The 25,487-nt window shown below is 42.5% G+C and carries 25 protein-coding genes, 2 rRNA genes and 3 pseudogenes (1 of these 30 only partly in view); 14 read left to right on the forward strand and 16 right to left on the reverse strand.

Features of this window, described 5'->3' with window-relative positions; genetic code table 11:
• The 8 genes and pseudogenes from DY200_RS00330 to DY200_RS00365 all read left to right on the forward strand — a co-directional run.
• A 23S ribosomal RNA gene (locus tag DY200_RS00330) occupies nt 1-2,115 on the forward strand; it begins 787 nt to the left of the window's first position.
• A 102-nt stretch (nt 2,116-2,217) separates the two neighbouring features.
• A 5S ribosomal RNA gene (rrf, locus tag DY200_RS00335) occupies nt 2,218-2,333 on the forward strand.
• A gap of 396 nt (nt 2,334-2,729) precedes the next feature.
• The gene (locus DY200_RS00340; protein WP_115586481.1) at nt 2,730-4,325 is read left to right on the forward strand and encodes an ABC transporter substrate-binding protein; all 1,596 of its coding nucleotides are present in this window, start codon (nt 2,730-2,732) and stop codon (nt 4,323-4,325) included.
• A 164-nt stretch (nt 4,326-4,489) separates the two neighbouring features.
• Entirely contained in the window at nt 4,490-6,091 is a 1,602-nt protein-coding gene (locus DY200_RS00345; protein ID WP_115586482.1) for an ABC transporter substrate-binding protein, read from the forward strand.
• Nucleotides 6,092-6,217: 126 nt separating this feature from the next.
• Complete coding sequence (locus tag DY200_RS00350; protein WP_115586483.1) at nt 6,218-7,222, forward strand: ABC transporter permease subunit; 1,005 nt, start codon at nt 6,218-6,220, stop codon at nt 7,220-7,222.
• A gap of 77 nt (nt 7,223-7,299) precedes the next feature.
• Nucleotides 7,300-8,190: pseudogene (locus tag DY200_RS00355) on the forward strand (ABC transporter permease subunit).
• Nucleotides 8,191-8,200: 10 nt separating this feature from the next.
• Nucleotides 8,201-9,187 (forward strand): dipeptide ABC transporter ATP-binding protein, encoded by a 987-nt coding sequence (gene dppD / locus DY200_RS00360; protein ID WP_014992070.1) that lies wholly within the window; start codon nt 8,201-8,203, stop codon nt 9,185-9,187.
• Nucleotides 9,188-9,199: 12 nt separating this feature from the next.
• Nucleotides 9,200-10,189, forward strand: a complete 990-nt coding sequence (locus tag DY200_RS00365; RefSeq protein WP_115586484.1) for a peptide ABC transporter ATP-binding protein — start codon at nt 9,200-9,202, stop codon at nt 10,187-10,189.
• Between the two features lie 125 nt (nt 10,190-10,314).
• Here DY200_RS00365 and psiE read toward each other — a convergent pair whose 3' ends face one another.
• The 10 genes from psiE to exbB form a co-directional block, all read right to left on the reverse strand.
• Entirely contained in the window at nt 10,315-10,725 is a 411-nt protein-coding gene (gene psiE, locus DY200_RS00370; protein ID WP_005600040.1) for a phosphate-starvation-inducible protein PsiE, read from the reverse strand.
• Between the two features lie 77 nt (nt 10,726-10,802).
• Nucleotides 10,803-11,435 carry a hydrolase gene (locus DY200_RS00375; protein WP_115586485.1) on the reverse strand — a complete coding sequence of 211 codons (633 nt, stop codon included), beginning with the start codon at nt 11,433-11,435 and terminating at the stop codon, nt 10,803-10,805.
• 54 nt (nt 11,436-11,489) lie between these two features.
• A complete protein-coding gene (locus DY200_RS00380; RefSeq protein ID WP_005595710.1) occupies nt 11,490-11,834 on the reverse strand; it encodes a RidA family protein in 345 nt (114 codons plus the stop codon).
• Nucleotides 11,835-11,920: 86 nt separating this feature from the next.
• Nucleotides 11,921-12,958, reverse strand: coding sequence for a branched-chain amino acid aminotransferase (locus DY200_RS00385; RefSeq protein ID WP_005603248.1), 1,038 nt, complete (start codon nt 12,956-12,958; stop codon nt 11,921-11,923).
• Nucleotides 12,959-13,100: 142 nt separating this feature from the next.
• Nucleotides 13,101-13,433, reverse strand: a complete 333-nt coding sequence (grxD, locus tag DY200_RS00390; protein WP_005600046.1) for a Grx4 family monothiol glutaredoxin — start codon at nt 13,431-13,433, stop codon at nt 13,101-13,103.
• A gap of 71 nt (nt 13,434-13,504) precedes the next feature.
• Nucleotides 13,505-14,110 (reverse strand): recombination mediator RecR, encoded by a 606-nt coding sequence (gene recR, locus DY200_RS00395; RefSeq protein WP_005618700.1) that lies wholly within the window; start codon nt 14,108-14,110, stop codon nt 13,505-13,507.
• Nucleotides 14,111-14,180: 70 nt separating this feature from the next.
• Nucleotides 14,181-14,510 carry a YbaB/EbfC family nucleoid-associated protein gene (locus DY200_RS00400; RefSeq protein ID WP_115586486.1) on the reverse strand — a complete coding sequence of 110 codons (330 nt, stop codon included), beginning with the start codon at nt 14,508-14,510 and terminating at the stop codon, nt 14,181-14,183.
• Between the two features lie 168 nt (nt 14,511-14,678).
• On the reverse strand, nt 14,679-15,536 hold the full coding sequence (locus tag DY200_RS00405) for an energy transducer TonB family protein (RefSeq protein ID WP_115586487.1): 858 nt from the start codon (nt 15,534-15,536) through the stop codon (nt 14,679-14,681).
• 9 nt (nt 15,537-15,545) lie between these two features.
• Nucleotides 15,546-15,935 (reverse strand): TonB system transport protein ExbD, encoded by a 390-nt coding sequence (gene exbD / locus DY200_RS00410; RefSeq protein WP_005595717.1) that lies wholly within the window; start codon nt 15,933-15,935, stop codon nt 15,546-15,548.
• Nucleotides 15,936-15,979: 44 nt separating this feature from the next.
• Nucleotides 15,980-16,432, reverse strand: a complete 453-nt coding sequence (gene exbB / locus DY200_RS00415; protein ID WP_005595719.1) for a TonB-system energizer ExbB — start codon at nt 16,430-16,432, stop codon at nt 15,980-15,982.
• A 188-nt stretch (nt 16,433-16,620) separates the two neighbouring features.
• Here exbB and glpE point away from each other — a divergent pair, with 188 nt between their 5' ends.
• Entirely contained in the window at nt 16,621-16,947 is a 327-nt protein-coding gene (gene glpE, locus DY200_RS00420) for a thiosulfate sulfurtransferase GlpE (RefSeq protein WP_115586488.1), read from the forward strand.
• Nucleotides 16,948-16,991: 44 nt separating this feature from the next.
• Nucleotides 16,992-17,837, forward strand: a complete 846-nt coding sequence (locus DY200_RS00425; protein ID WP_115586489.1) for a co-chaperone YbbN — start codon at nt 16,992-16,994, stop codon at nt 17,835-17,837.
• 73 nt (nt 17,838-17,910) lie between these two features.
• On the opposite strand, the gene dhaM is transcribed toward DY200_RS00425, so the two are convergent.
• Genes dhaM through dhaK form a run of 3 tightly spaced genes read right to left on the reverse strand, consistent with a single transcriptional unit; the run spans nt 17,911 to nt 20,025 of the window.
• Complete coding sequence (dhaM, locus tag DY200_RS00430; protein ID WP_115586490.1) at nt 17,911-18,318, reverse strand: dihydroxyacetone kinase phosphoryl donor subunit DhaM; 408 nt, start codon at nt 18,316-18,318, stop codon at nt 17,911-17,913.
• An 8-nt stretch (nt 18,319-18,326) separates the two neighbouring features.
• Entirely contained in the window at nt 18,327-18,953 is a 627-nt protein-coding gene (gene dhaL, locus DY200_RS00435) for a dihydroxyacetone kinase subunit DhaL (RefSeq protein WP_115586491.1), read from the reverse strand.
• 1 nt (nt 18,954) lies between these two features.
• A complete protein-coding gene (dhaK, locus tag DY200_RS00440) occupies nt 18,955-20,025 on the reverse strand; it encodes a dihydroxyacetone kinase subunit DhaK (protein WP_115586492.1) in 1,071 nt (356 codons plus the stop codon).
• A gap of 169 nt (nt 20,026-20,194) precedes the next feature.
• Here dhaK and trxB point away from each other — a divergent pair, with 169 nt between their 5' ends.
• From trxB to DY200_RS00455, 3 genes are all read left to right on the forward strand, one after another.
• Nucleotides 20,195-21,148: a thioredoxin-disulfide reductase gene (gene trxB, locus DY200_RS00445; protein WP_115586493.1), complete on the forward strand. Its 954-nt coding sequence runs from the start codon at nt 20,195-20,197 to the stop codon at nt 21,146-21,148.
• A 107-nt stretch (nt 21,149-21,255) separates the two neighbouring features.
• The gene (gene kdsB, locus DY200_RS00450; protein ID WP_115586494.1) at nt 21,256-22,008 is read left to right on the forward strand and encodes a 3-deoxy-manno-octulosonate cytidylyltransferase; all 753 of its coding nucleotides are present in this window, start codon (nt 21,256-21,258) and stop codon (nt 22,006-22,008) included.
• 122 nt (nt 22,009-22,130) lie between these two features.
• On the forward strand, nt 22,131-22,556 hold the full coding sequence (locus DY200_RS00455) for a YidB family protein (protein WP_115586495.1): 426 nt from the start codon (nt 22,131-22,133) through the stop codon (nt 22,554-22,556).
• 72 nt (nt 22,557-22,628) lie between these two features.
• Here the strand turns inward: DY200_RS00455 and nudC are convergent, their stop codons facing one another.
• The 3 genes and pseudogenes from nudC to sixA all read right to left on the reverse strand — a co-directional run bounded on the left by nudC (nt 22,629) and on the right by sixA (nt 24,533).
• Nucleotides 22,629-23,399 carry an NAD(+) diphosphatase gene (nudC, locus tag DY200_RS00460; RefSeq protein WP_115586496.1) on the reverse strand — a complete coding sequence of 257 codons (771 nt, stop codon included), beginning with the start codon at nt 23,397-23,399 and terminating at the stop codon, nt 22,629-22,631.
• 17 nt (nt 23,400-23,416) lie between these two features.
• Nucleotides 23,417-23,854, reverse strand: a pseudogene (locus tag DY200_RS00465) (pseudouridine synthase); the annotation flags it as partial.
• Between the two features lie 190 nt (nt 23,855-24,044).
• On the reverse strand, nt 24,045-24,533 hold the full coding sequence (sixA, locus tag DY200_RS00470) for a phosphohistidine phosphatase SixA (RefSeq protein WP_115586497.1): 489 nt from the start codon (nt 24,531-24,533) through the stop codon (nt 24,045-24,047).
• Between the two features lie 124 nt (nt 24,534-24,657).
• Here sixA and DY200_RS00475 point away from each other — a divergent pair.
• Nucleotides 24,658-25,487 (forward strand): annotated as a pseudogene (locus DY200_RS00475) (pyruvate kinase); the annotation flags it as partial.

A 25,487-nucleotide genomic window follows, 5' to 3' on the forward strand; every position in this document is an offset into this window, starting at 1 on the left:
GCCAATCAAACCGGGAGATAGCTGGTTCTCCCCGAAATCTATTTAGGTAGAGCCTTGAGCGGACACCTTCGGGGGTAGAGCACTGTTTCGGCTAGGGGTCCATCCCGGATTACCAACCCGATGCAAACTGCGAATACCGAAGAGTGATACTCAGGAGACACACGGCGGGTGCTAACGTCCGTCGTGGAGAGGGAAACAACCCAGACCGCCAGCTAAGGTCCCAAAGTACTAGTTAAGTGGGAAACGAAGTGGGAAGGCTTAGACAGCTAGGATGTTGGCTTAGAAGCAGCCATCATTTAAAGAAAGCGTAATAGCTCACTAGTCGAGTCGGCCTGCGCGGAAGATGTAACGGGGCTAAAACTAGTCACCGAAGCTGCGGCATCAATGGAAACATTGTTGGGTAGGGGAGCGTTCTGTAAGCGGATGAAGGTGAATCGAGAGGTTTGCTGGACGTATCAGAAGTGCGAATGCTGACATAAGTAACGATAAAACGAGTGAAAAACTCGTTCGCCGGAAGACCAAGGGTTCCTGTCCAACGTTAATCGGGGCAGGGTGAGTCGGCCCCTAAGGCGAGGCTGAAAAGCGTAGTCGATGGGAAACGGGTTAATATTCCCGTACTTGGTATAACTGCGATGTGGGGACGGAGAAGGTTAGGTTATCGCACTGTTGGATGTGCGTTTAAGCCGGTAGGTGGGTGTTTTAGGCAAATCCGGAACACCATTCAACACCGAGAAGTGATGACGAGGTTCTACGGAACTGAAGTAACCGATACCACGCTTCCAGGAAAAGCCACTAAGCTTCAGGTTATACTAAACCGTACTATAAACCGACACAGGTGGTCAGGTAGAGAATACTCAGGCGCTTGAGAGAACTCGGGTGAAGGAACTAGGCAAAATAGCACCGTAACTTCGGGAGAAGGTGCGCCGGCGTAGATTGTAGTGATTTACTCACGAAGGTTGAACCGGTCGAAGATACCAGCTGGCTGCAACTGTTTATTAAAAACACAGCACTCTGCAAACACGAAAGTGGACGTATAGGGTGTGATGCCTGCCCGGTGCTGGAAGGTTAATTGATGGTGTTATCGCAAGAGAAGCTCCTGATCGAAGCCCCAGTAAACGGCGGCCGTAACTATAACGGTCCTAAGGTAGCGAAATTCCTTGTCGGGTAAGTTCCGACCTGCACGAATGGCATAATGATGGCCAGGCTGTCTCCACCCGAGACTCAGTGAAATTGAAATCGCCGTGAAGATGCGGTGTACCCGCGGCTAGACGGAAAGACCCCGTGAACCTTTACTATAGCTTGACACTGAACATTGAATTTTGATGTGTAGGATAGGTGGGAGCCTTTGAAGATGACACGCCAGTGTTGTTGGAGGCGTCCTTGAAATACCACCCTTTAACGTTTGATGTTCTAACGAAGTATCCGGAACGGGTACTCGGACAGTGTCTGGTGGGTAGTTTGACTGGGGCGGTCTCCTCCCAAAGCGTAACGGAGGAGCACGAAGGTTTGCTAATCACGGTCGGACATCGTGAGGTTAGTGCAATGGTATAAGCAAGCTTAACTGCGAGACGGACAAGTCGAGCAGGTGCGAAAGCAGGTCATAGTGATCCGGTGGTTCTGAATGGAAGGGCCATCGCTCAACGGATAAAAGGTACTCCGGGGATAACAGGCTGATACCGCCCAAGAGTTCATATCGACGGCGGTGTTTGGCACCTCGATGTCGGCTCATCACATCCTGGGGCTGAAGTAGGTCCCAAGGGTATGGCTGTTCGCCATTTAAAGTGGTACGCGAGCTGGGTTTAGAACGTCGTGAGACAGTTCGGTCCCTATCTGCCGTGGGCGTTGGAGAATTGAGAGGGGCTGCTCCTAGTACGAGAGGACCGGAGTGGACGCATCACTGGTGTGCCAGTTGTCTCGCCAGAGGCACTGCTGGGTAGCTACATGCGGAAGAGATAAGTGCTGAAAGCATCTAAGCACGAAACTTGCCTCAAGATGAGTTCTCCCAGTCTATAAGACTGTAAGGGTTGTTGGAGACTACGACGTAGATAGGTGTGGTGTGTAAGCGTAGTGATACGTTGAGCTAACACATACTAATTGCCCGAGAGGCTTAACTATACAACGCTCAAGTGTTTTTGAGCGCTACACTCAGTAGCAGCTTGTTTCGAATTTAAGAAGAAAGAACAAAGACAAAGAAGACAAAAGACATCAACAGAATATTCTGGCGACCAGAGTGCTGTGGCTCTACCTGAATCCATTCCGAACTCAGAAGTAAAACGCAGTAACGCCGATGGTAGTGTGGGGTTTCCCCATGTGAGAGTAGGGCATCGCCGGATTGAATTTAGCGCGAAAGCGAAAACGAAGCAAGAAACCCTGTGGTTGGCGATAACTACGGGGTTTTGGCTTTTTTACAACAGACAATAGTGTTGTTTTATCCTCAGCCTTATTCTCATCCTCAAGCTCAGTCTCAACCTCACTTTTATCTTTATTCAGCTTCTCCTTTCTTTTTTCCTTTTCGCTGATTCAAACAGCCCCAACTAGGGTATTTGTAAAACAACAAGGGAATTTGACCGCTTGTTCGGGAAATATTAAAAAATTTATCTCGGATAAGAATATAGAAGGTTTTAGCGTTTTTTATAATTACCTTACGATTGAACGTTGCAATATGAAATAGGGCTGATAATATGTAAATTATTCAAAAAATAATTTATAGCACAACATCAGGGTATTTCATGCAAAAATTTTTCTCTTTATCAGCGTTTACGTTGTTACTTTTCTCTAATTCGGCACTCGCTGCACCTAAAACATTTACTTATTGTATTGAATCTTCGCCTACTTTTTTAAATCCACAAATCGGTACAGACGGGGCGACTTTAGATCTGGCGCAAGCGTTATATAACCGTTTGGTTGACTTTGAACCAGGGACGACGAATCTGGTTCCTTCATTAGCTGAAAAATGGGATATTTCTGTGGATGGTAAAACCTATACCTTTTATTTACGTAAAGGGGTTAAGTTTCATAAGAATAAAGAATTTACTCCTTCTCGTCATTTCAATGCTGATGATGTGTTGTTTGTCTTTAATCGCCAATTAAATAAATATAATTATTTCCATAATGTTTCAGGTGGAAACTATGAGTTTTTCTTAGGTATGGATATGCCTAATATCATAGAAAAAGTCGAAAAAGTGGATACTTATGTAGTCAAATTCCACTTAAAAGTGCCGAATTCGCCGTTTTTAGCTAATCTTGCGATGGATTTTGCCTCGATTTCCTCTTCGGAATATGCCGACCAAATGTTAAAAGCCGGTACGCCGGAGAAAGTGGATACCGCACCGATTGGTACCGGGCCGTTTGAGTTTGCCGGTTTACAGAAAGATGCTTATGTGCGTTTTAAAGCATTTGATGATTATTGGCAGGGTAGAGCAAAATTAGACCGCTTAGTCTTTAGCGTTACGCCGGATGCTACGGTTCGTTATGCCAAATTGCAGAAAAATGAATGTCAGGCAATGCCTTATCCGAATCCAGCGGATATTGCTCAGATGAAAGCAGATACTAATTTACAGGTATTGGAAAAATCAGGGCTGAATATCGGCTATATTACCTTTAATTTAGATAAGAAGCCGTTGGATAATCAAAAAGTTCGTCAAGCTCTAAATTATGCGGTAAACAAACAGGCGATTTTAGAATCGGTGTACCAAGGTACTGGTTCTATTGCTAAAAATCCGATGCCACCGACAATTTGGGGCTATAACGATGAGGTTCAGGATTATGAATATAATCCGGAGAAAGCGAAAGCATTATTAAAAGAAGCTGGCTTGGAAAACGGTTTTGAAACGGAATTATGGGCAATGCCAGTTTCTCGCCCGTATAATCCGAATGCACGTCGTATGGCTGAAATGGTTCAAGAGGATTGGAAGCAAATCGGGGTGAATGCCAAAATTGTTAGTTTTGAATGGGGAGAATACCTCAAGCGAATGGAACAAGGCGAACATTCAACCGGTATGATGGGCTGGACTGGCGATAACGGTGATCCGGATAATTTCTTAAATACTTTATTAAGTTGTAATGCGGTCAAACAAGGCTCAAATTATGCACATTTCTGTGATAAATCTTACAATGATTTAGTTACGCAAGCAGCGCAAGAGCCAGATAAGGTAAAGCGAGAAGCACTTTATAAACAGGCTCAAGTAATTTTTAAACAGCAAGCGCCTTGGTTGCCGATTGCACATTCAACAACTTATTTCCCGATGCGTAAAGAAGTAACAGGCTATACGGTTAGTCCTTTCTTATCGCATAACTTCTATCGAGTGGAGTTAGGAAATAATTAATAGATTGTAGTAAATGTGATAAGCGGTCTAAATTTTGCGGAAATTTGCAAATTTTCGTTGAATTTAGACCGCTTTTTACTGAAAAAGTATTGAACTTCATCGAAAAACTTGTATATTCGATTAATTCATAAAAATAAAAAACAAACACAACATTGGAGCATTCGATGAAAAAACTCACCAAACTCTCTTTATTGCCATTGGCAATTGCCGCCTCGAGTTCGGCCTTTGCGGCACCTAAAACATTCGTTTATTGTTTAGAAGCCTCACCTACTTACTTAAATCCTCAATTCGCAACAGATGGTGGTACGCTTGATGCGACCAGCCAAACGATTTTTAACCGCTTAGTAGATTTCGCTAAGGGAGAAACTTCAGTTGTGCCTTCTTTAGCGGAAAAATGGGATGTGTCAGAAGACGGTAAAAGTTATACCTTTTATTTACGTAAAGGGGTGAAATTCCATTCAACTAAAGATTTTAAACCAAGCCGTGATTTTAATGCGGACGATGTAGTGTTCTCATTCAATCGTCAATTAGATCCGAATCACCCTTTCCATAAGGTATCCGGTGGTAACTATGAATATTTTATCGGTATGGATATGGGCAACATTATTCAAAATGTTGAGAAAGTGGATGATTATACGGTTAAAATTAATCTAAAAGTACCGAATGCACCATTCTTAGCGAATATTGCAATGGACTTTGCTTCGATTTTCTCTGCGGAATATGCGGATAAATTATTAAAAGCGGGTACGCCTGAAAAATTAGATCAAAATCCGGTCGGTACAGGCCCATTCCAATTTGTTGATTACCAAAAAGATTCTCAGATTCGTTACAAAGGCTTTGATCAATATTGGGAAGGTAAACCGGCGATTGACCGTTTAGTTTTTGCGATTACGCCGGATGCATCGGTGCGTATGGCGAAATTACAAAAAGGTGAATGTCATGCAGCACCTTACCCGAATCCGGCTGATCTGGAGGCATTGAAAAAAGATCCGAATATCAATTTAATGACCAAACCGGGTTTAAATATCGGCTATTTACATTTCAATACGCAGAAAAAACCGTTTGATGATGTGAAAGTGCGTCAAGCGTTAAACTATGCGATTAATAAAGATGCGATTATTCAGTCTGTTTATCAAGGTTCCGGCGAAAAAGCGAAAAATCCGATTCCACCGACAATGTGGAGTTATAACGATGAAGTGAAGGATTATGACTATGATCCGGAAAAAGCCAAAGCCTTGTTAAAAGAAGCCGGATTGGAAAAAGGTTTTGATACCGAAGTGTGGGCAATGCCGGTTTCTCGTCCGTATAACCCGAATGCACGCCGTATGGCGGAGCTTATCCAAGAAGATTGGAAAAAAGTGGGTGTGAATGCCAAAATTGTGAGTTACGAATGGGGTGAGTATCTCAATCGTATGCGTGATGGCGAACATACCACCGGTATGATGGGCTGGAACGGCGATAACGGTGATCCGGATAATTTCCTGAATACTTTATTAAGTTGTGCGGCAGTAAAACAAGGTTCTAACTATGCAAAATTCTGTCATAAAGATTTTGATAAGTTAATGACCGATGCGGTTCAAACAACTGATAAAGCAAAACGTACCGAGCTTTATAAACAAGCGCAAGTACTTTTCAAAGAACAAGCACCATGGGTAACCATTGCTCACTCAACCACTTATTTCCCGGTTCGTAAGGAAGTAAAAGGTTATGTGATCAGCCCATTTAGCTTACATAATTTCTACGGTGTTGATTTAGAGGCAAAATAAGTTCTCTTATTAACCATTGAAAAGCACGGCAGAGAGTTATCGGCTATTTGTAAAAAATTCGCTGAATTTTACCGCTTAATGCCGTGTTTTTCATATTTTCCGTGGTTCAAATAACGAGTATACCTAATGTTTTCATTTATTCTTAAACGTCTTTTGATGGTTATCCCAACCTTTTTGGCGATAACGTTAATTACTTTTGCCTTAGTGCATTTAATTCCGGGCGATCCGATTGAAATTCGGATGGGGGAACGAGGTCTAGATCCGGCAGTTCACGCTCAGATGATGGCTCAGCTCGGCTTAGATTTACCCTTACCTGAACAATATTTTAATTATATTAAGGGAATCTTTCAGGGCGATCTCGGCAATTCATTCCGTAATAATGAACCGGTGTTAAAAGAGTTTTTCACACTGTTTCCGGCAACGGTTGAATTAGCCTTCTTTGCGTTGTTATGGTCGCTGATATTTGGGATTTTCCTTGGTGTAATTGCTGCGGTGAAGAAAGATTCGTGGATTTCACATACAGTAACCACTTTATCTTTAACCGGTTATTCGATGCCGATTTTCTGGTGGGGCTTAATCTTAATTCTCTATTTTTCCACACCGTTAGGCTTACCGGCTTCCGGACGTTTACCTTCCGAATATTGGATTGAAGCGGAAACCGGCTTTATGTTGTATGACACTTGGGTTTCAGATGAGCCGGGAGCATTTATTGCCGCAATTAAATCGCTAATTTTACCTTCGATCGTGTTAGGTACTATTCCGTTGGCGGTGGTAACTCGTATGACTCGTTCTTCAATGCTGGAAGTGTTAGGCGAAGATTATATTCGTACCGCAAAAGCGAAAGGTTTGAATACCACTCGCATTGTGATTGTCCATGCGTTACGTAATGCCTTGATTCCGGTGGTTACTGTAGTGGGACTGATTGTGGGGCAGTTACTTTCTGGGGCGGTACTTACAGAAAATATTTTCTCGTGGCCGGGTATTGGTAAATGGATTATCGATGCGATTAATGCTCGTGACTATCCGGTTTTACAAGGTTCAGTACTAATTATTGCGACGATTATTATTTTAGTGAACTTAACCGTTGATTTAATTTATGGTGTTGTTAACCCAAGAATTCGCCATAACTAAGTTTATTTTCCGGCTTTTACAAGCGGTTAAATTTACGCAAAATTTTGCAAAATGATTTGAATGGAGTGAGATACATAATGTCTTCAACAACCCTTTCGGCACCGGCTCCGAAGACACCCTTACAAGAGTTTTGGTATTACTTTTGCCAAAATCGTGGTGCGGTTATCGGGCTTGCCTTTATTGCTTTTGTCTTTTTTGCTGCAGTATTTGCAGGTTGGGTCGCACCTTTTGACCCGATTGAGTAAAACCGTAGTGCCTTATTACTGCCTCCGGCGTGGATGGAGGGCGGTAATTCCGCTTATCTGCTAGGAACCGATGATATTGGGCGTGATATTCTTTCTCGTATTATTTACGGTGCACGCTTATCTGTGTTTATCGGTTTAGTGATTGTTGTCTTATCATGCGTATTCGGCGTGATTTTAGGCTTACTTGCCGGTTATTACGGCGGCGTGATTGATATCGTGATTATGCGTTTTGTCGATATTATGTTGGCAATTCCGAGCCTACTTCTCACCATTGGTGTGGTTACGATTTTAGGCCCTTCTTTGATTAATGCGGCGATTGCGATTGCGATTGTTTCGATTCCAAGCTATGTGCGTTTAACTCGTGCTTCGGTGATGAGCGAAAAAAATCGTGATTATGTAGTCGCGAGCCGGGTTGCCGGTGCCGGTGTATTACGTTTAATGTTTATTGTGATTTTACCGAACTGTCTGGCACCGTTAATCGTACAAATGACGATGGGGATTTCCAATGCGATTTTAGAACTTGCCGCACTTGGCTTCTTAGGAATAGGTGCGCAGCCGCCGACACCGGAATTAGGTACAATGTTGGCGGAATCTCGTGGCTTTATGCAATCGGCGAACTGGTTGGTAACCATTCCGGGGCTTGCGATTTTATCGCTTGTATTAGCGTTTAACTTAATGGGTGACGGCTTACGTGATGCGCTCGATCCGAAACTGAAACAATAAGGAGAGCAAGATGGCTTTATTAACGGTAGATCAGCTTTCTGTCCATTTCGGTGATGAGAAAGCGCCCTTCAAAGCGGTAGATCGTATTAGTTATACGATAAACGAAGGCGAAGTGTTAGGCATTGTCGGTGAATCCGGATCGGGTAAGTCGGTTAGCTCGTTAGCGATTATGGGCTTAATTGACTTCCCCGGTCGTGTGACGGCAAACTCGCTTGAGTTTAACGGCAATAATTTATTAGCGTTAAAACCGAAAGAAAAGCAAAAAATTGTCGGTGCGGACGTGTCGATGATTTTCCAAGATGCGATGACCAGTCTTAACCCAAGTTATACGGTCGGGTTCCAAATTATGGAAGCGTTGAAGGTGCATCAAGGCGGCTCAAAAGCGACTCGCCGTGAACGTGCGATTGAATTATTAACTATGGTGGGGATTCCAGATCCGCAATCTCGTTTAGAGGTGTATCCGCATCAGCTTTCGGGCGGTATGAGCCAGCGTGTGATGATCGCAATGGCGATTGCGTGTAATCCGAAATTATTAATTGCGGATGAACCGACTACCGCATTAGACGTAACGATTCAAGCTCAAATTATTGATTTATTGTTGGAATTACAACGTAAAGAAAATATGGCGTTGATTCTGATTACCCACGATTTAGCATTGGTTGCGGAATCGGCACATCGCATTATCGTGATGTATGCAGGGCAAGTGGTAGAAGAGGGCAAAGCGGAATTAATCTTTAAAGCACCGCTTCACCCCTATACGCAAGCCTTACTTAAAGCGTTGCCTGAATTTGCCGAAGGTAAATCTCGTTTGCAATCGCTGCCCGGTGTGGTTCCCGGCAAATATGACCGACCGCAAGGCTGTTTGCTGAATCCTCGTTGCCCGTATGCAACGGATAAATGTCGTGCCAGCGAGCCTGAATTACGAGTTTTAAACGGTCGCCAAGTAAAATGCCATTTTCCATTAAATGAAAATGGCGTGCCAACTACCCAACAATAACGGAGAAGCGAAATGACTGATTTGCAAAAAAATGAACAAAACGCACCGCTTCTTGATGCGAAAAATTTGAAAAAATATTATCCGGTTAAGCAAGGTTTGTTTGCTAAACCGAAAACGGTTAAAGCGGTAGACGGTGTGTCATTCCAATTGGAACGAGGCAAAACATTGGCAGTGGTTGGAGAGTCCGGTTGTGGTAAATCAACCTTGGGGCGAATGCTCACGATGATTGAAAATCCAACTGAAGGTGAGTTGTTTTATAAAGGGCAGAATTTCTTAATCAATGATAAAGAAACCGCCGCATTACGCCGTAAAAAAATTCAGATTGTGTTCCAAAACCCTTATAGTTCGCTGAATCCACGTAAAAAAGTGGGCAGCATTTTAGAAGAACCGTTATTAATTAATACTGATTTATTGGCAGCAGAGCGTAAAGCGAAAGTATTGGAAATGATGGGCAAAGTCGGTTTAAAACCTGAGTTTTATGACCGCTATCCGCATATGTTTTCTGGAGGACAACGCCAGCGTATTGCGATTGCTCGTGGCTTAATGCTCAACCCTGATGTGGTGGTGGCGGATGAGCCGGTTTCGGCATTGGACGTATCGGTGAGGGCACAGGTGCTTAATTTGATGATGGATCTGCAAGACGATATGGGGTTGTCTTATGTTTTCATTTCGCATGATTTATCGGTGGTTGAGCATATTGCCGATGAAGTGATGGTGATGTACTTAGGGCGAGTGGTAGAGCAAGGCGAAACTAAAGCGATTTTCGGCAATCCTCGTCACCCGTACACCCAAGCATTACTTTCGGCGACACCCCGTTTAAATCCGGAACAACGTCGTGAGCGGATTAAATTAACCGGCGAATTACCCAGCCCGTTAAATCCGCCGAAAGGTTGTGCGTTCCACGCTCGTTGTCGTTTGGCAACCGAAAAATGCAAAGCGGAACAGCCGCAACTAAAAAGCTACGAAAACGGCACAAAAATCGCTTGTTTTATGGTGGACTAGTTTAGCCAGAAAGATAAATATTAACCACGGAACACACGGATTACTCGGAAATTATCTTATGTGATCATTGTATTTCGTGGTTTTTTATTTATAAGCAATAGATTTTCTAGTTTAGTTGAAAGCGGTTAGATATTTCTGAGTTTATCCGAATAAAGCACTAAGCAGAGAGCGATAACCATCAGTAAGATTGCACCGGCGAATAGAATCGTATTCGTTGCACTTTCGTGATCGACAATAATCAGACGTAACATAGCGGTAATACCGGCGTAAATGAAGTAACGCAGCGGGAAGTGATAGCCGCTCTTAAAGTATTGAGAGATTAAGCCGAGAAAACCGAAATAGAGGAAGAACATCACAATTTGTTCGGCTAAAGCGTAGGGAACGGTTGTTCCGCTGGTTAGAATCATCACGCATAGCCCGTAAGTCACTTTAACCAGAGCAATAATTAATACGACGGCGAGAATGATAAGTAATACGCTTAAAATATTACGTAATAATTTAGTGATAGTATCGGGGAATTGTTCGGTAATTTTCATTTTTTGTCCTTATTATAGAATTTAATTTATATTCTAAAATAATTAACGGACAATGGTAAAGCAAGAATCGGTAACGGTTATAAAAGTTGTTTAATATTTTCGATGATATAGTCCACAATCGATTTTCCGGTATGCAATTTGTGTCTTAGCATACGTTGAGCGTCCGAATGGTGAATATATAACTTTTCGTTGATGTCAGGCTCATCGCTAAGGAGCCATTGCCGACCTATTTGCGCCACAATATCAGAGAGATCCAAATCGTCATTTTCCGCTTGAATATTTATCCAAAAATCGGCAAGCGGCTTCGGTTCCGGATTTTTAAAAATATTTGACCCCATCCAAACCAGCGTACCTTCCCCAACCGGATCAAGTGTTGCAAGAATACGAACTCGGTAGCCTTTATCTTTTAGAATTCGCGCTAAATGCGTGGCATTCCAGCCGCCTAAACTGTGTCCGATAATGTAAATCAGATCTTGCGGCTGGATTTTGACTAAGACGTTTAACTCGATATCGCTTAAATAATAAACACGATTATAACTTAGAGAATGGAAATGAATATTAGCATGATGTGCTAAGTATTTTTTGACTTGGCGGGCTAATTTTTTTTGTGCAATCGTAATATTGTGCAGTGGCCCGACAAAGTAATAGGATTCAAGGTCGGCGGCTCCGCCAATAAAGAAAATATGAGCGTGTCGATGAAATACTTTCATTTTTCCTCCTTTCAGACTAAGCACAGGGCGTAAGCAAATACTTACGCCTTATTATTAAATGGCTGCAGTAACGACAATTTCAACCTTCCAATTCGGATTTGCCAGTCTTGCTTCCACCGCAGCACGTGGCGGCGCATTATTTTCCGCTGCCCATTCGTCCCAAGCACGGTTCATTTCATCATAATAAGCCATATTCGCAAGATAGACGGTCGCTATTAAGATCTTACTTTTATCGGTATTGGCTTTAGCTAAGCATTTATCAATTTCCGCCAATACTTGTTTGGTTTGTTGATAAGCGTCTTGGCTATCGTCCGTCGGCACTTGGCCTGCAAGATAAGCCACGCCGTTATAAATCGCGACTTCAGAGAAACGTTTACTGACATCAATACGTTGAATCATAATATTCCTTATGTTTGAAAGAAAACAAGCGGTAGAAATTTGCAAAAAAATTGCAAAATTTTACCGCTTGCATAGCTTAAATCGGCTTATTCTACTTTAACAATCCAGCCTTCCGGCGCTTCGACATCACCGAATTGGATACCGGTAAGTTCCGCATATAGGCGTTTTGTTACCGGGCCGACTTCCGTTTCCGAATAGAATACGTGGAAGTTATCTTTATGTTGAATACCGCCGACCGGTGTAATTACCGCCGCTGTACCGCAAGCGCCGGCTTCAGCGAATTGATCTAATTGATCGATATATACGTCACCTTCAATTGTTTCCATACCTAAACGTTCTTTAGCAATATGTAATAACGAGTATTTGGTAATACTTGGTAAGATTGATTCTGACGCAGGGGTAATAAATTTATTATCTTTGGTAATACCAAAGAAGTTTGCCGCACCCACTTCTTCAATTTTGGTGTGTGTTTTCGGATCAAGGTAGATCGCATCGGCAAATTTACGGGTTGCCGTACCTTGTTGTACGGCTAATTCGTGCGGTAACAAACTTGCCGCATAGTTACCGCCGACTTTAACACCGCCGGTTCCAACCGGTGCGGCACGGTCATAGTCGGTTGTGATGAAGTTGGACGGAGCTAAACCGCCTTTGAAATACGCACCGACCGGACAGCAGAATACCGAGAAAATGTATTCCGGCGCCGCTTTCACACCGATGTTATCACCCACGCCGATTAAGAACGGACGTAAGTAAAGCGTTGCCCCCGAGCCGTACGGGCCTAACCAATCTTGGTTTGCTTTCACCACTTCTTTACAAGCACGCACAAATAATTCGGTTGGTACTTCCGCCATTAATAAACGGCGAGCAGTACCTTGCATACGTTTTGCATTCTCTTCAGGGCGGAATAAGTTAATAGAACCGTCTTTGCAGCGATAAGCTTTTAAGCCTTCGAAACATTGTTGACCGTAGTGAAGTGCGGTGGAACCTTCGTGAATATGGAGAGTGTTATCCGTGGTTAATTGACCTTCGTCCCATTTACCGTCTTTCCAGTGTGCGATGAAGCGATAATCCGTTTTGATATATGAGAAGCCTAAATTGGCCCAGTCTAAATCTTTTAAAGCCATGTTGTTGTGTCCTTATTGTTATGTATTACAAATGAATTTTTACATTGTAAGCCAAAAACGAATAAGAATGTAAGAGCAAAACGGCATTTTTTCGATAAAAAAAGCCCAAGCGAATTGCTTGGGCTAACTGTTTGTAAAAGAATTAAGCGTGTTTTGCAGCCACTTCTTTTAATAAGGTTTGTAATTCGCCTTTTTGGAACATTTCTAACACGATGTCGCAACCGCCGACTAATTCGCCTTCCACCCATAATTGTGGGAAAGTCGGCCAGTTTGCGAATTTCGGTAACTCGGCACGAATATCCGGATTAGTTAAAATATCTACATAACCGAACGGCACTTGGCAGTTGATTACCGCTTCTACCGCACGAGCGGAGAAACCGCATGAAGGGAATTTCGGCGAACCTTTCATATAAAGTAGAATTGGATTTTCGCCGATTTGTTTTTTGATTTTTTCAATAGTATCGATAGTTTCCATGATAACCTCTAGTGATTAATACCTGAGTAATTGTATCAGACTTTTATGGCTAGCCAAATAACCTTTTCGCCTTATAACGAAATATCTCGTCTGCCGGCAAAAGAGTGGGAAAGGGTCGTACCGTCCACCATTTCTAATGAACCGCCGACCGGAATCCCATGCGCAATCCGAGTCACTTTCACATTGTGAATACGGCACATTTCCGCAATGTAGTTGGCGGTTGCATCGCCTTCAATGGTCGGATTGGTGGCAAGAATAACTTCGTGAAAAGATTCGTTTTCTAAACGACTTTGTAACAAATCTAAGCCGATTTCTCTCGGGCCGATGCCGTCAAGCGGCGAAAGATGCCCCATCAATACAAAGTAGCGTCCCGAAAACTGTCCGGTTTGCTCAATTGCTTGAATATCTTCCGGCATTTCTACTACGCAAAGCTGACCGCTCATTTGGCGACGAGGATTTTTACAAATATTGCATTCGTCTTCTTCGGTAAAAGTACGGCAAGAACGGCAATGACCGATATGCGTCATCGCTTCATTTAAGGCTTTGGATAAATTGATACCGCCGGAACGATTGCGTTGCAATAAATGATACGCCATACGTTGTGCGGATTTCGGACCGACGCCGGGTAATGCACGTAGGGCTTCCATCAGATTTTCGAGTAAAGGGCTAATTTGCATAAATAGGAATGGATAGTTGAAAATTAATAATGGATAGCCGCAATAAAGCGAACTATCCATTATCGCTAAATTAGAATGGGAATTTCATACCCGGTGGTAATTGCATACCGGCGGTCACGCTTGCCATTTTTTCTTTTTGCATTTCTTCCGCACGGCGAACGGCATCATTGAATGCGGCGGCGACTAAATCTTCCACCATCTCTTTATCGTCTTCCATTAATGACGGATCGATTTCGATACGACGGCAATTATGTGCGCCATTGATCGTTACTTTAACTAAACCCGCAACGGATTCGCCGGTGACTTCAAGCTGTGCGATTTCTTCTTGCATTTTCTGCATACGCTCTTGCATTTGCTGAGCTTGTTTCATTAAACCGCCTAAGCCGCCTTTTCCAAACATTATATTTTCCTCAATTTGTATAATAAAAATAGAAACGGTTTATTTTACTTAAGCACTCCGCTTTAGGCAAGCGGTTATCTTTTGTCGATTTTTTGCAAAAAGTAAGCTAAAAACGACCGCTTGGCTTAAGTAAAAATAAGCTCCCTTACGGGAGCTTATTGACAAGATTTATTCAATTGAGAATTTCACCGGAACGGTCACATTACTCGGGAATCCCGCCGGCGGCGGTGAAACTTTCGTGCTTTGTGCCGCTTTGACCGCCGCATTATCAAGATTACCGTTACCGGAACTGTTTAACACTTTGACATTGATTAACTCGCCGGAAGAGGATATGGTAAAACCGATAGTAACCACGCCCGTTTTACGCATCATTTTTTCTCGAGTCGGATAAGCGTTATTGGCTCGGCGTTGTAATGCACGTTGTAATGCCGCTTTATACGCACCGATTTCACTTCCGGAAGCTCCGCTACCACTACCGCCTACCGCACCGTTTTGTGAACCGTTGGCGGAAAGACCGTTCGGATTACCTTCCGGTTTACCGTTTGGAATACCTGCACGTAATTGAGTGCCTTGTACCGCATTAGGAATCGCTTTGGCGACAATACCTTGTTTTGCTTCAGGACCTTTTTCTAACGCCTTAATCGGTTTATCTTTTACTTTCTCTTTTTTAGGTTTTTCTTTTTCTTTAGGCTTTGGCGGTTCTTTCGGTTTTGGTTTTTCCTTAGGTTTTTCCTTCGGTTTTTCTTTCGGCTTAGGCTGAGGTTTAGGTTCTGGAATAGCTTCCGCTTCAGGCTCCGGTTCCGGCTCGACTTCGACTTTTTCCGGCTCCGGCGGTACTGGCTCTTCTTGTGCGACGGCAACTTGAGGTTGTTCCAAAAGTGCGGCGACTAACTCCATAGACATCGTTTCTTCTTGGGGTAAATCATCGGAATGAGAATGGGTTACCATAGAGGCTAAACCGCCGAAAATAGCGGTATGAATAAGAATGGAGCCGGTTAAACCGATACGAGAATGTTTTTTCTTCATACTCGTATCCTATTTCTTCGAGGTATCTTTTTTGGTCACGATAGCGACATTCTTAATTTCATTCGCAGAGAGAACATCAGTCAGTTCGACAAATTTTTCAAAGGCTACCGCACCGTCCACTTTTAAGGTTACTTTTTGAGTTTTATCCCAAGTTGCAATCTCGCTCGTGAGTGCTTCTTTGGTAATCGGCTGATCGTTGAAATAAAACTCGTTGTTTTCGGTAATCGTCAGAAGTTTTGCCAATTCGTCCGCTTTCATCGCTTGAGTTGTGGTCGCTTTCGGAATATTAACCGGAATTTTTCCTTGAGAAATAAATGAAGCGGTTACCAACACGATAGCCAGCAATACCAACATAATGTCGATAAAGGGAATAATATTAATTTCGTCAAATTTTTTCATAAGAAACCTGATTGAGTTGCAAAAAATAAGTGAAATTTGACCGCTTATTGATTGGCTTTACGAGCTTGAATCGCTTGCCATTTAAGTTTGCTTTCATCCACTTTACGGTTAAAACCGCTATAGAACATCATTGCCGGAATAGCGACTAAGATACCGGCTGCGGTTGCTTTTAATGCAAGCGAAAGGTGAACCATAATAGATGCAGCGTCAATATCACCGCCGGAATGACCTAAATGGTAGAAGGTAAGTAAGATCCCTAATACGGTTCCTAATAAACCGATATAAGGGGCGTTGGCACCGATAGTGGAAATGGTGGTTAAATTGCGAGTGGTATCAATTTCCAAATCTTGTAGCGTGTCATATTTGGTCACATCCAATTGTTTGTAGAAAAGTACGCGTTCAATAATTTTCCATACCAACACAACACTCATTAATAGTAATAAGCCTAAAATAATATAATCAACATGGCCTTGTAAAAGTTCAAGCATTTGTTCCATAAAATCCTCGGAAACGGTCTAAAATAAGCAAAAAAAGTTCATTTATAATGAAAATAGTTTGCAATTATACTGAGTAGGTCAAAAAATTCAACTCGTAATAATAGGTATTCTCGTTTATTTTTGTAAATGCATTGTGGTATAGTCGTCCAATTTTTATGTATATCTATTTTTATTATTGAGTATGAATTATGAGTGAAACATTTACTGAAATTAGCCCGCAACAAGCATGGGAATTAATCGAAAACGAAGGCGCGACTTTAGTCGATATTCGTGATGGACGTCGTTACGCCTACAGTCATCCGCAAGATGCCTTTCATTTAACCAACGAAAGTTACGGACGTTTTTTAGATGAAGTGGATTATGAAGAACCGGTTATCGTCATGTGTTATCATGGTGTAAGTAGTCGCAATACCGCACAATTTTTAGTCGAGCAAGGTTTTGAACGTATCTATAGTGTGAAAGGCGGCTTTGACGGCTGGGAACGAAGCGGTTTACCGATTGAAACGGCGTACTGAAAATCAGTTATAATCTCGCCGACTTTTTAGATGAGAGGAATCGTATGAATTATTTTGTTAATGTCACCGAAAGTAATTTTAGTGAAGTGTGGAACGCAGCGGCACAAGTACCGGTCGTGTTTAATTTTATCTCTATGAGAGAAGTGGCTTCACTGGAAATGGATTCATTATTGCGCCGTTTAGCCGATGAAAATCCGGCGCAATTTTTATTAGCTACGGTAAATTGTGACGAACAGCAAGCATTGGCGGCCCAATTTAGAATTCAAACGATTCCGACCATGTATCTTTTTGCTGGCGGGCAACCGGTTGATATGATTCAAGGGGCGATTTCCGAGCAAGAAATGCGAGTGCGTTTAGCTAATATTTTGCCGAAAGAAGAAGAGCTTAAATTCAATCAAGCTTTAGAATTACTGCAAGATCAGCGTTATGAAGAGGCGTTACCGTTACTCAAATCGGCTTGGGAAATGACCGATAAGAAAAATAGTGATTTCGCTTTGCTGTATGCGGAAACCTTTATCGTGATGAAGAAAGTGGAAGAAGCTCGAGAAATCTTAAAGCAAATTCCGATTCAAGATCGTGATAGTCGCTGGAACGGTTTGCAAGCGCAGATTGAATTATTAGAACAAGCGAACGAATCGCCTGAACTACAGCAATTGCAAGCGGATTATGCAAATAGCAAAACGCCGGAAATTGCGATTCGTTTAGCAAATCAGTTACATCAAGCACATAAAAATGAAGAGGCGTTAGCACTACTATTTGATTGGTTAAAAGCTGATTTAAATAGTGCAAACGGCGAAGTGAAAAGTCAATTTTTAGCGATTCTTTCCGCTTTGGGTAATGATCCTGTTGTGCCGAAATTTAGACGTCAGCTTTATTCATTGCTCTATTAATCGTATTTGAAGCAAAAAATGAGGCGGAAGAGTTACTCCGCCTCATTTTTTATTGGGTAAATTTTTCAGAAAATTAGACCGCTTGTTGCTGCTTTAATGCAGCCGCTTCATTTGCTTCTTGTAATACCGAAGCTAAATCATCGCCTCCGGCGGCGGCGACTGCTGCGGCGAATGCGCCTTCAACCAACGGCGCATAGCTAATTACTACTTTTTCTGCCTTTTCAGGCTCAAGTAAGTCAATTGCGGTTTCCGCACTTAAAATCGCACTACCGAGATCGACAAAGATCACCACACCGTCTTCGCTGAATACGTCTTCAATTGCATTCATAATTTTTACTGCATCCGTACCAATCGGATTATCCGGATCATCGATACCGGCTGCGACTGCGATTTTGCACGAACCTTGTGCCATTTGGCGAGTGATTTCTGCTACGCCTTCTCCAAGCTGTTTACTATGCGAAACAATCACTAAATTAACCATCACTACTCCTATTTAACCGCTTCAGCTAAAGCTTTGATTAAATAATAGCTTGATATTGCACCGGGATCTGCATGACCAACGCTACGTTCACCTAAATAGCTGGCTCGCCCTTTTTTAGCTGTCATCGGCACGGTGGCTTTTGCAAAATTTTCGGCTTTTTCGACCGCTTGATTAAGTAGAACGCCTTCAGGCTGAGAGTGATCCGCTTGGGCTAATTCATCAAGCAACGGAAGCCAAACGTCACACAAAGTTTTATCACCCGGTTCTGCACGACCACGAGCAACAATGCCTTCCACGCCGGCTTTGAAGACGCTAACAAGTTCTTCAAAAGTTAGTTGTTCTTTACCGTTAGCAACTTGTGAACCTTTGATAAATAAAGTGCCGTATAAAGGTCCACTTGCACCGCCGACTTGAGAGAGTAACGTCATACCGACCGTTTTTAAGATCGTACCGATATCTTTATCGCTTACGGTAGCAACTTTTTCTAACGCCTTACTAAAACCTCGTTGCATATTTAAGCCGTGATCACCGTCACCGATTTCGGTATCCAGCTGTGTGAGGAAATCTCGTTGCTCAGTCATCACCTGATTACAATTTTCAAGCCATTGTAGGATTTGTTGTTTTGAAATCGCCATCTTATTCTCCCCAACGTAATGCCGGCGTATTAACCGGTGCATCCCAAAGTGCTAAGGTTTCATCATCGACTTTTAGTAAGGTAATGGAAACACCTTGCATATCGAGTGAGGTACAGAATGAACCGACCAAATTACGCTCAATCGTTAAACCGAATTGTTCACAACAATCGGCAAGCACATTGTAAACACCATATAATTCTGAAAGCGGTACCGCACCTAAGTTATTCACTAACGCAATCACACGATCGCCTTTTTGTAACGTTTGTTTTTTATCTAACACTTCGTTCCATTGTTGAGTGTCGTTATCCCAACGGCGTACAGTACGCTCATAATCGCCGTGTGCAATGAGTGTTTCAAACATTTGGCGTACGGTTTTATCCAGATTTTCAAATGGACGGCGTTCAATGCCCGGTTCGCCGTGAATCCCTACGCCAAATTCCATTTCGTTTTCGGCTAAAGTGAAAGACGGTTTACCGGCTGCCGGTACGGTACAAGCGCTAAGCGCAATGCCAATCGAATGTCCGGCATTATTCAACTTATAACCTAACTTGGCTAATTGCGATAAGTTGTAACCTTTATCTGCCGCTGCACCCAATAATTTTTCTAATAATACGGTATTGGCAACGCCACGGCGACCGGCAGTATATAAACTGTCTTTGACTGCAACATCATCATCAATTAATACGGTTGCAACTTTTACCCCACTATCGGCAAGAAGTTCGGTTGCGGTTTCAAAATTTAAAACGTCACCGGTATAATTTTTAATAAGTAATAACACGCCTTCGCCGCTATCGACATTTAAACCGCATTCAAACATTTGATCCGGTGTCGGAGAGGTAAAAATAGCACCCGGACAAGCACCGTCTAACATTCCCTTACCAACAAAACCGGCGTGCATCGGTTCGTGTCCGCTCCCGCCGCCGGAAATCAATGCCACTTTACCGGCAACCGGTGCGTCAGCTCGGCGTACATAAGTCGGTTCGGTATTAAGAACAAGGGTAGGATGAGCTTTGGCAAAACCGGCTAACTGTTCCTGTAAGACAGTTTCGATTGAATTGATAAGTTTTTTCATAGGTATTTATCCTTTTAAAAGAAGAATTTGTCCCAATTTAACCAAAATTCGAGGCGAATTTCTGTTAGTTACTTCACAAAATCGAAAAAAAGATGAGTGAAAACGAAAATAGAGTTACAGCTAAATTTACGCTAAAATAACAACGATATTTATTGATAAGGATTACACAATGACAGTTAAACACGCAAAACTTTTAATTTTAGGCTCAGGCCCGGCGGGCTATACCGCAGCCGTTTACGCCGCTCGTGCGAATTTAAATCCGGTATTAGTGACCGGTATGCAACAAGGCGGTCAATTAACCACCACCGATGAAATTGAAAACTGGCCGGGCGAGTATGAGCATACTACCGGTACCGGTTTAATGGATAAAATGCTGAAACACGCTGAAAAATTTAATACGGAAATCGTTTTCGACCACATCAATAGTGTAGATTTATCAAAGCGTCCGTTTACTTTAAAAGGCGATATTAATACCTTCACCTGTGATGCGTTAATTATCGCAACCGGTGCATCGGCAAAATATTTAGGTTTACCTTCTGAAGAAGCTTTTAAAGGCAAAGGCGTATCGGCTTGTGCGACTTGTGACGGTTTCTTCTATCGTAACAAACCGGTTGCGGTTGTTGGCGGCGGTAATACTGCGGTTGAAGAAGCGTTATATTTAGCCAATATCGCTAGTGAAGTACATTTAGTACACCGCCGTGACAGCTTCCGTGCCGAGAAAATTTTATTAGGTCGCTTACAGAAACGTGTGGAAGAAGGCAAAATTATTCTTCACACTGACAGAACGGTCGAAGAAGTGTTAGGCGATAATATGGGCGTAACCGGTGTGCGTTTAGCTTCAACCAAAGACGAGAGCAAAGAAGAAATTAAAGCGGATGGTTTCTTTGTCGCAATCGGTCACGCACCGAATACTGCCATTTTTGACGGTCAGCTTGAATTGGATAACGGTTACATTAAAGTGAAATCGGGCTTAGAAGGAAATGCGACCGCAACTAGCGTAGCAGGCGTATTTGCTGCCGGTGACGTTATGGATCATAACTATCGCCAAGCAATCACTTCAGCAGGTACAGGCTGTATGGCAGCGTTAGACGCAGAACGCTTCCTAGATGCGTTAGAAGCCTAAATATTTTTACGGAACATTAGCTTCATTCAAACAAGCGGTTAAATTTCACAAGAATTTTGCCATGTTGATTTAAGCGGATGTTCCGTGTTTTTTATAAAGGAAATGTTATGAATTTTACTGTGATTATTCCAGCTCGTTACGCTTCAAGCCGCTTACCTCGTAAACCGTTGTTAGATATTGCCGGTAAACCGATGATTCAACACGTGTGGGAAAAGGCGCAACAAGCCGGTGCAACACGTGTGATTATTGCGACTGATCATCCGGAGATTGAAGCAACCGCCAAAGCGTTTGGCGCGGAAGTGTGTATGACTTCGGATCAACATAATTCAGGCACGGAACGTTTAGCGGAAGTGATTGAAAAGATGCAGATTGCCGATAATGAAATTATCGTGAATGTACAAGGTGATGAGCCGCTGATCCCGCCGGTGATCGTCTCGCAAGTGGCGGAAAATTTAGATCGTTGCCAAGTGAATATGGCGACATTAGCGGTAAAATTAACCACCAAAGAAGAACTTTTCAATCCGAATGCCGTCAAAGCGCTGGCGGATAAAAACGGTATGGCACTCTATTTCTCTCGTGCGCCGATTCCGTTTGCCCGTGATCATTTCGCAGACTGTGATGACGCTTTTGTCGAAAGCCAAAATTACTTGCGCCATATTGGTATCTACGCATATCGTGCCGGCTTTGTAAAACAATACGTCGCTTGGCAACCGACGCAATTAGAGCAGTTGGAATCGTTAGAACAATTACGTGCATTATGGTACGGAGAAAAAATTCATATCGAACTTGCCAAACAAGCACCTCAAGTAGGAGTGGATACGCAAGAAGATTTGGAACGTGTTCGCCGAATTCTGGCTTAGAATCGGCGGAAACAAGCGGTCAAAATTGCAAAAACTTTGCAAATCGGACCGCTTAATTATCTAGGCTGAGTAGCAACTCAGTAAATAAAAACGTGCTTAGGCACATTTCTCGGAGTAAACCTATGTTAGGAAACATTTTAGGCTCAATCGCATCATCTGCTTTAAGTGGCGGTAACGGCAATCAATCAACAGCACTTCAATTAATTCAAGCATTACTACAATCTCAAGGTGGTGTTGAAGGCGTAATCGCTAAATTACAACAAGGCGGTTTGGACGACCTATTAAAAACTTGGATCAGTGCGGATAAAGAAAACGCACCGGTATCAGGTGAGCAAATCGCAAATGTATTCGGTCAAGAAAACTTGCAAGCGGCGGCACAAGAAGCTGGCGTAGAAGAAAAAGATGCGGGTGATTTATTAGCGGAGTTTTTACCGAAAATCGTTGATACATTAACACTGGACGGTCAATTACCGGATCTACAAAACTTAAATACTAACGACCTACTAGCACAAGCTGCGAAAGGTGTGTTAGGTAAATTATTTAGCTAATCTTAAAAAACAGGGAGAATTAAATTCTCCCTGTTTTTGTTTTGGCTTAATTAGCCCGTTATAAAATTATTGTTATCCTTCCTCTTGACAAATCCGCAATGTTTCTTTGATTAGCTCTAATGCAATCGTGCCTTCCGGTGGTAGTTCCGGAAGCGGTTGATCGCAGTCGAACCATTTGGCATCGAAGATTTCTTCCTCTTGTAGCGTGATTTCACCGCTTTCGTAATCAGCCAAAAAACCTAACATCAGTGAATTTGGGAATGCCCACGGTTGGCTGCCGAAATAGCGGATATTTTTGATTTTTAAGCCGCTTTCTTCCCATACTTCACGTTGAACGGTGGTTTCGATCGCTTCACCGGCTTCAACAAAACCGGCTAATGTGGTGTAAATCGTGCCTTTATGACGTAAGTGGTTGGCGAGTAAAATTTGTCGGCCACGGCGTACCGCCACGATAATAGACGGGCTGATGGTCGGGTAGCTACGATGTTGGCAATTTGGACAATGAATCGCTATTTCATTATCGGCAAGTTCGGTGTGCGATCCGCATTTACCGCAGAATTTATGCGTATTGAGGAAATGATTAAGTGAAACGGCTCGGTGTAATAGGTGAGCTAATTCCGCCGGACGAGCAATCTGTGAGCGTAGATTTACCATGGTAAAATTTTGCAGATTTTCGACCGCTTGTTCATCCAGTTGCACCAGAAAAACCGGTGAGTTTTGATATGTTCCAACCTGTAATTTAGCAAAGCCGGCTAAACCTAATTGTTCGGTGGTGCCGAAAGGAATCTCATCATCTTTTAAAGCAATCTCAAATTGATGTACTAATACCCAATAACTTTTCATATTTGCTCCCGAAATTATTAAATTTTTAAGTCAATTTGTTGAAATAATTGGCGTTTTTCTTTTTCATCTAAAACTCGGTATTCACCGCTATTTAACTCGCCTAGCTGAAATTGCCCTAAACCGATACGGATTAAGCGTAGGGTTGGAAAGCCGATGTGTGCGGTCATTCGGCGTACTTGGCGATTTTTTCCTTCGTGAATTTTTAGCTCGATCCAACTAGTTGGAATGTTTTTTCGCTCTCGAATTTTTGGGGCGGTTTGCCATTCATAATTCGGGGCGGAAGTTGCTTTGGCTTTTGCCGGTTTAGTTAAGCCGTCTTTCAGTTCAACACCTTTCTCTAACTTAGCTAAATCCGTCGCTTGCGGAATACCTTCCACCTGTGCGAGATAAGTTTTCTGCTTTTCAAATTTGGGATTTGCCAAGCGATGCTGAATTTCACCGTTCCATTGGAGCAAGGAAAATACGGTTTTTTATCTCATATTGTCCTATTTGCATTTGTAACCTTTTATTAACAAATTTGAAGTAATTTTAACCAGAATAATATCCAAATAAAAAGTACGGTATTTTAAGCATTTTGGAAGTCTATAAATTAGACAATTTGCAAAAAGAATGAAAATATTTTTATTGACATAAGAAAAAACAGCGTTAGGCGTGCTGAATTTGTACGACCTCAGCCTGATTTTTCGCCCAATTGATTTCGACAATAGTAGCGGTTGGGAAGGCTACATTGGCTTGATGATGCGTTAAAATTTGAGCTAAATCATACACAACCGGCAAATGTGAAACGATGAGAATGTATTTTGCTCCTTCGCTCTTCAGAAAATCCAAGTAATTTTCGATAGTCTGAGGATTGCCGTTCGGAGTAATTTCTTCCCATTCTTCGGTAATAGTTGCAAAATTTTGGGAAAAATTGACCGCTTGCATACCTGTAATGAGATGTTCAAGGGTTTGTTTCGCACGCAGATAAGGGCTAACTAGAATTTTGTCGAGCATGATTTGGTGCTTGTTTAAATAATCGCCAAGCCATTTGCCTTGCTCAGTAGCACTTTGTTTGCCGTGTTCGGTTAAAGTTCGAGCAGCATCACTAGCGGCATTGAAGCCGGCTTCACCGTGTCTCATAATCCAAATATTCATTATATTCTCCTTTAGTTGTATTTAAACTCGTGTGATTTAGGCGTATAATGACCCCCGTTTAATGCATAATCAAGATGCTTAGAAAGATTTAACTTAATTTTTAAATTTATTATGGAGTCAAATAATGTCTAGAAAACTCAGAAGAACCAAGATCGTTTGTACAATGGGACCTGCAACAGATCGTGGCAATACGTTGGAAAAAATCATTGCTGTCGGTGCAAATATGGTTCGTATGAACTTCTCTCACGGTATTCCTGAAGATCACATCGAACGTGCGAATAAAGTGCGTGAAATTGCTGCAAGATTAGGTCGCCACGTGGCGATTGATTTTAGGCGATTTTAGGCGATTTGCAAGGTCCTAAAATTCGTGTTTCGACTTTTAAAGACGGCAAAATTTTCTTAAACATTGGCGACAAATTTACCTTAGATGCCGATTTACCTCGTGGCGAAGGACATCAATATGCGGTAGGTTTAGACTATAAAAATCTACCTAACGATGTAGTGCCGGGCGATATTCTGTTATTAGATGATGGTAACGTACAACTTAAAGTATTAGAAGTTGAAGGTGTTAAAGTTCATACTGAAGTGACCGTTGGCGGTCCGTTATCAAACAATAAAGGGATTAACAAATTAGGCGGTGGTTTATCAGCCCCTGCATTAACCGAGAAAGATAAAGAAGACATTAAATTAGCGGCGAAAATCGGTGTGGATTACTTAGCGGTATCTTTCCCGCAATCAGGTGCAGATTTAGAGTACGCCCGTCAATTAGCCAAAGAAGCCGGTTTAGAGGCGAAAATCGTGGCAAAAGTTGAACGTGCCGAAACCGTTGCAACCGAAGAAGCAATGGACGACATCATTTTAGGTGCGGACGTTGTGATGGTTGCTCGTGGTGACTTAGGGGTTGAAATTGGTGATGCGGCTTTAGTGGGTGTGCAAAAACGTTTAATCCGCCGT

The sequence above is a fragment of the Actinobacillus lignieresii genome, from assembly GCF_900444945.1.
Classification (GTDB): Bacteria; Pseudomonadota; Gammaproteobacteria; order Enterobacterales; family Pasteurellaceae; genus Actinobacillus; species Actinobacillus lignieresii.

Bases quoted from the DNA above. Each gene is read 5' to 3' on its own strand.
- dhaL (WP_115586491.1), bottom strand. From the start codon at position 18,953: ATGGCGATTTCAAAACAACAAATCCTACAATGGCTTGAAAATTGTAAT.
- recR (WP_005618700.1), bottom strand. From the start codon at position 14,110: ATGCAAATTAGCCCTTTACTCGAAAATCTGATGGAAGCCCTACGTGCA.
- glpE (WP_115586488.1), top strand. From the start codon at position 16,621: ATGAGTGAAACATTTACTGAAATTAGCCCGCAACAAGCATGGGAATTA.
- nudC (WP_115586496.1), bottom strand. From the start codon at position 23,399: ATGAAAAGTTATTGGGTATTAGTACATCAATTTGAGATTGCTTTAAAA.
- DY200_RS00455 (WP_115586495.1), top strand. From the start codon at position 22,131: ATGTTAGGAAACATTTTAGGCTCAATCGCATCATCTGCTTTAAGTGGC.
- DY200_RS00380 (WP_005595710.1), bottom strand. From the start codon at position 11,834: ATGATTCAACGTATTGATGTCAGTAAACGTTTCTCTGAAGTCGCGATT.
- psiE (WP_005600040.1), bottom strand. From the start codon at position 10,725: ATGAAAATTACCGAACAATTCCCCGATACTATCACTAAATTATTACGT.
- exbB (WP_005595719.1), bottom strand. From the start codon at position 16,432: ATGGAACAAATGCTTGAACTTTTACAAGGCCATGTTGATTATATTATT.
- dppD (WP_014992070.1), top strand. From the start codon at position 8,201: ATGGCTTTATTAACGGTAGATCAGCTTTCTGTCCATTTCGGTGATGAG.
- DY200_RS00385 (WP_005603248.1), bottom strand. From the start codon at position 12,958: ATGGCTTTAAAAGATTTAGACTGGGCCAATTTAGGCTTCTCATATATC.
- DY200_RS00365 (WP_115586484.1), top strand. From the start codon at position 9,200: ATGACTGATTTGCAAAAAAATGAACAAAACGCACCGCTTCTTGATGCG.
- sixA (WP_115586497.1), bottom strand. From the start codon at position 24,533: ATGAATATTTGGATTATGAGACACGGTGAAGCCGGCTTCAATGCCGCT.
- DY200_RS00400 (WP_115586486.1), bottom strand. From the start codon at position 14,510: ATGTTTGGAAAAGGCGGCTTAGGCGGTTTAATGAAACAAGCTCAGCAA.
- grxD (WP_005600046.1), bottom strand. From the start codon at position 13,433: ATGGAAACTATCGATACTATTGAAAAAATCAAAAAACAAATCGGCGAA.
- trxB (WP_115586493.1), top strand. From the start codon at position 20,195: ATGACAGTTAAACACGCAAAACTTTTAATTTTAGGCTCAGGCCCGGCG.
- dhaM (WP_115586490.1), bottom strand. From the start codon at position 18,318: ATGGTTAATTTAGTGATTGTTTCGCATAGTAAACAGCTTGGAGAAGGC.
- DY200_RS00375 (WP_115586485.1), bottom strand. From the start codon at position 11,435: ATGAAAGTATTTCATCGACACGCTCATATTTTCTTTATTGGCGGAGCC.
- DY200_RS00405 (WP_115586487.1), bottom strand. From the start codon at position 15,536: ATGAAGAAAAAACATTCTCGTATCGGTTTAACCGGCTCCATTCTTATT.
- DY200_RS00350 (WP_115586483.1), top strand. From the start codon at position 6,218: ATGTTTTCATTTATTCTTAAACGTCTTTTGATGGTTATCCCAACCTTT.
- DY200_RS00340 (WP_115586481.1), top strand. From the start codon at position 2,730: ATGCAAAAATTTTTCTCTTTATCAGCGTTTACGTTGTTACTTTTCTCT.
- DY200_RS00345 (WP_115586482.1), top strand. From the start codon at position 4,490: ATGAAAAAACTCACCAAACTCTCTTTATTGCCATTGGCAATTGCCGCC.
- DY200_RS00425 (WP_115586489.1), top strand. From the start codon at position 16,992: ATGAATTATTTTGTTAATGTCACCGAAAGTAATTTTAGTGAAGTGTGG.
- dhaK (WP_115586492.1), bottom strand. From the start codon at position 20,025: ATGAAAAAACTTATCAATTCAATCGAAACTGTCTTACAGGAACAGTTA.
- kdsB (WP_115586494.1), top strand. From the start codon at position 21,256: ATGAATTTTACTGTGATTATTCCAGCTCGTTACGCTTCAAGCCGCTTA.
- exbD (WP_005595717.1), bottom strand. From the start codon at position 15,935: ATGAAAAAATTTGACGAAATTAATATTATTCCCTTTATCGACATTATG.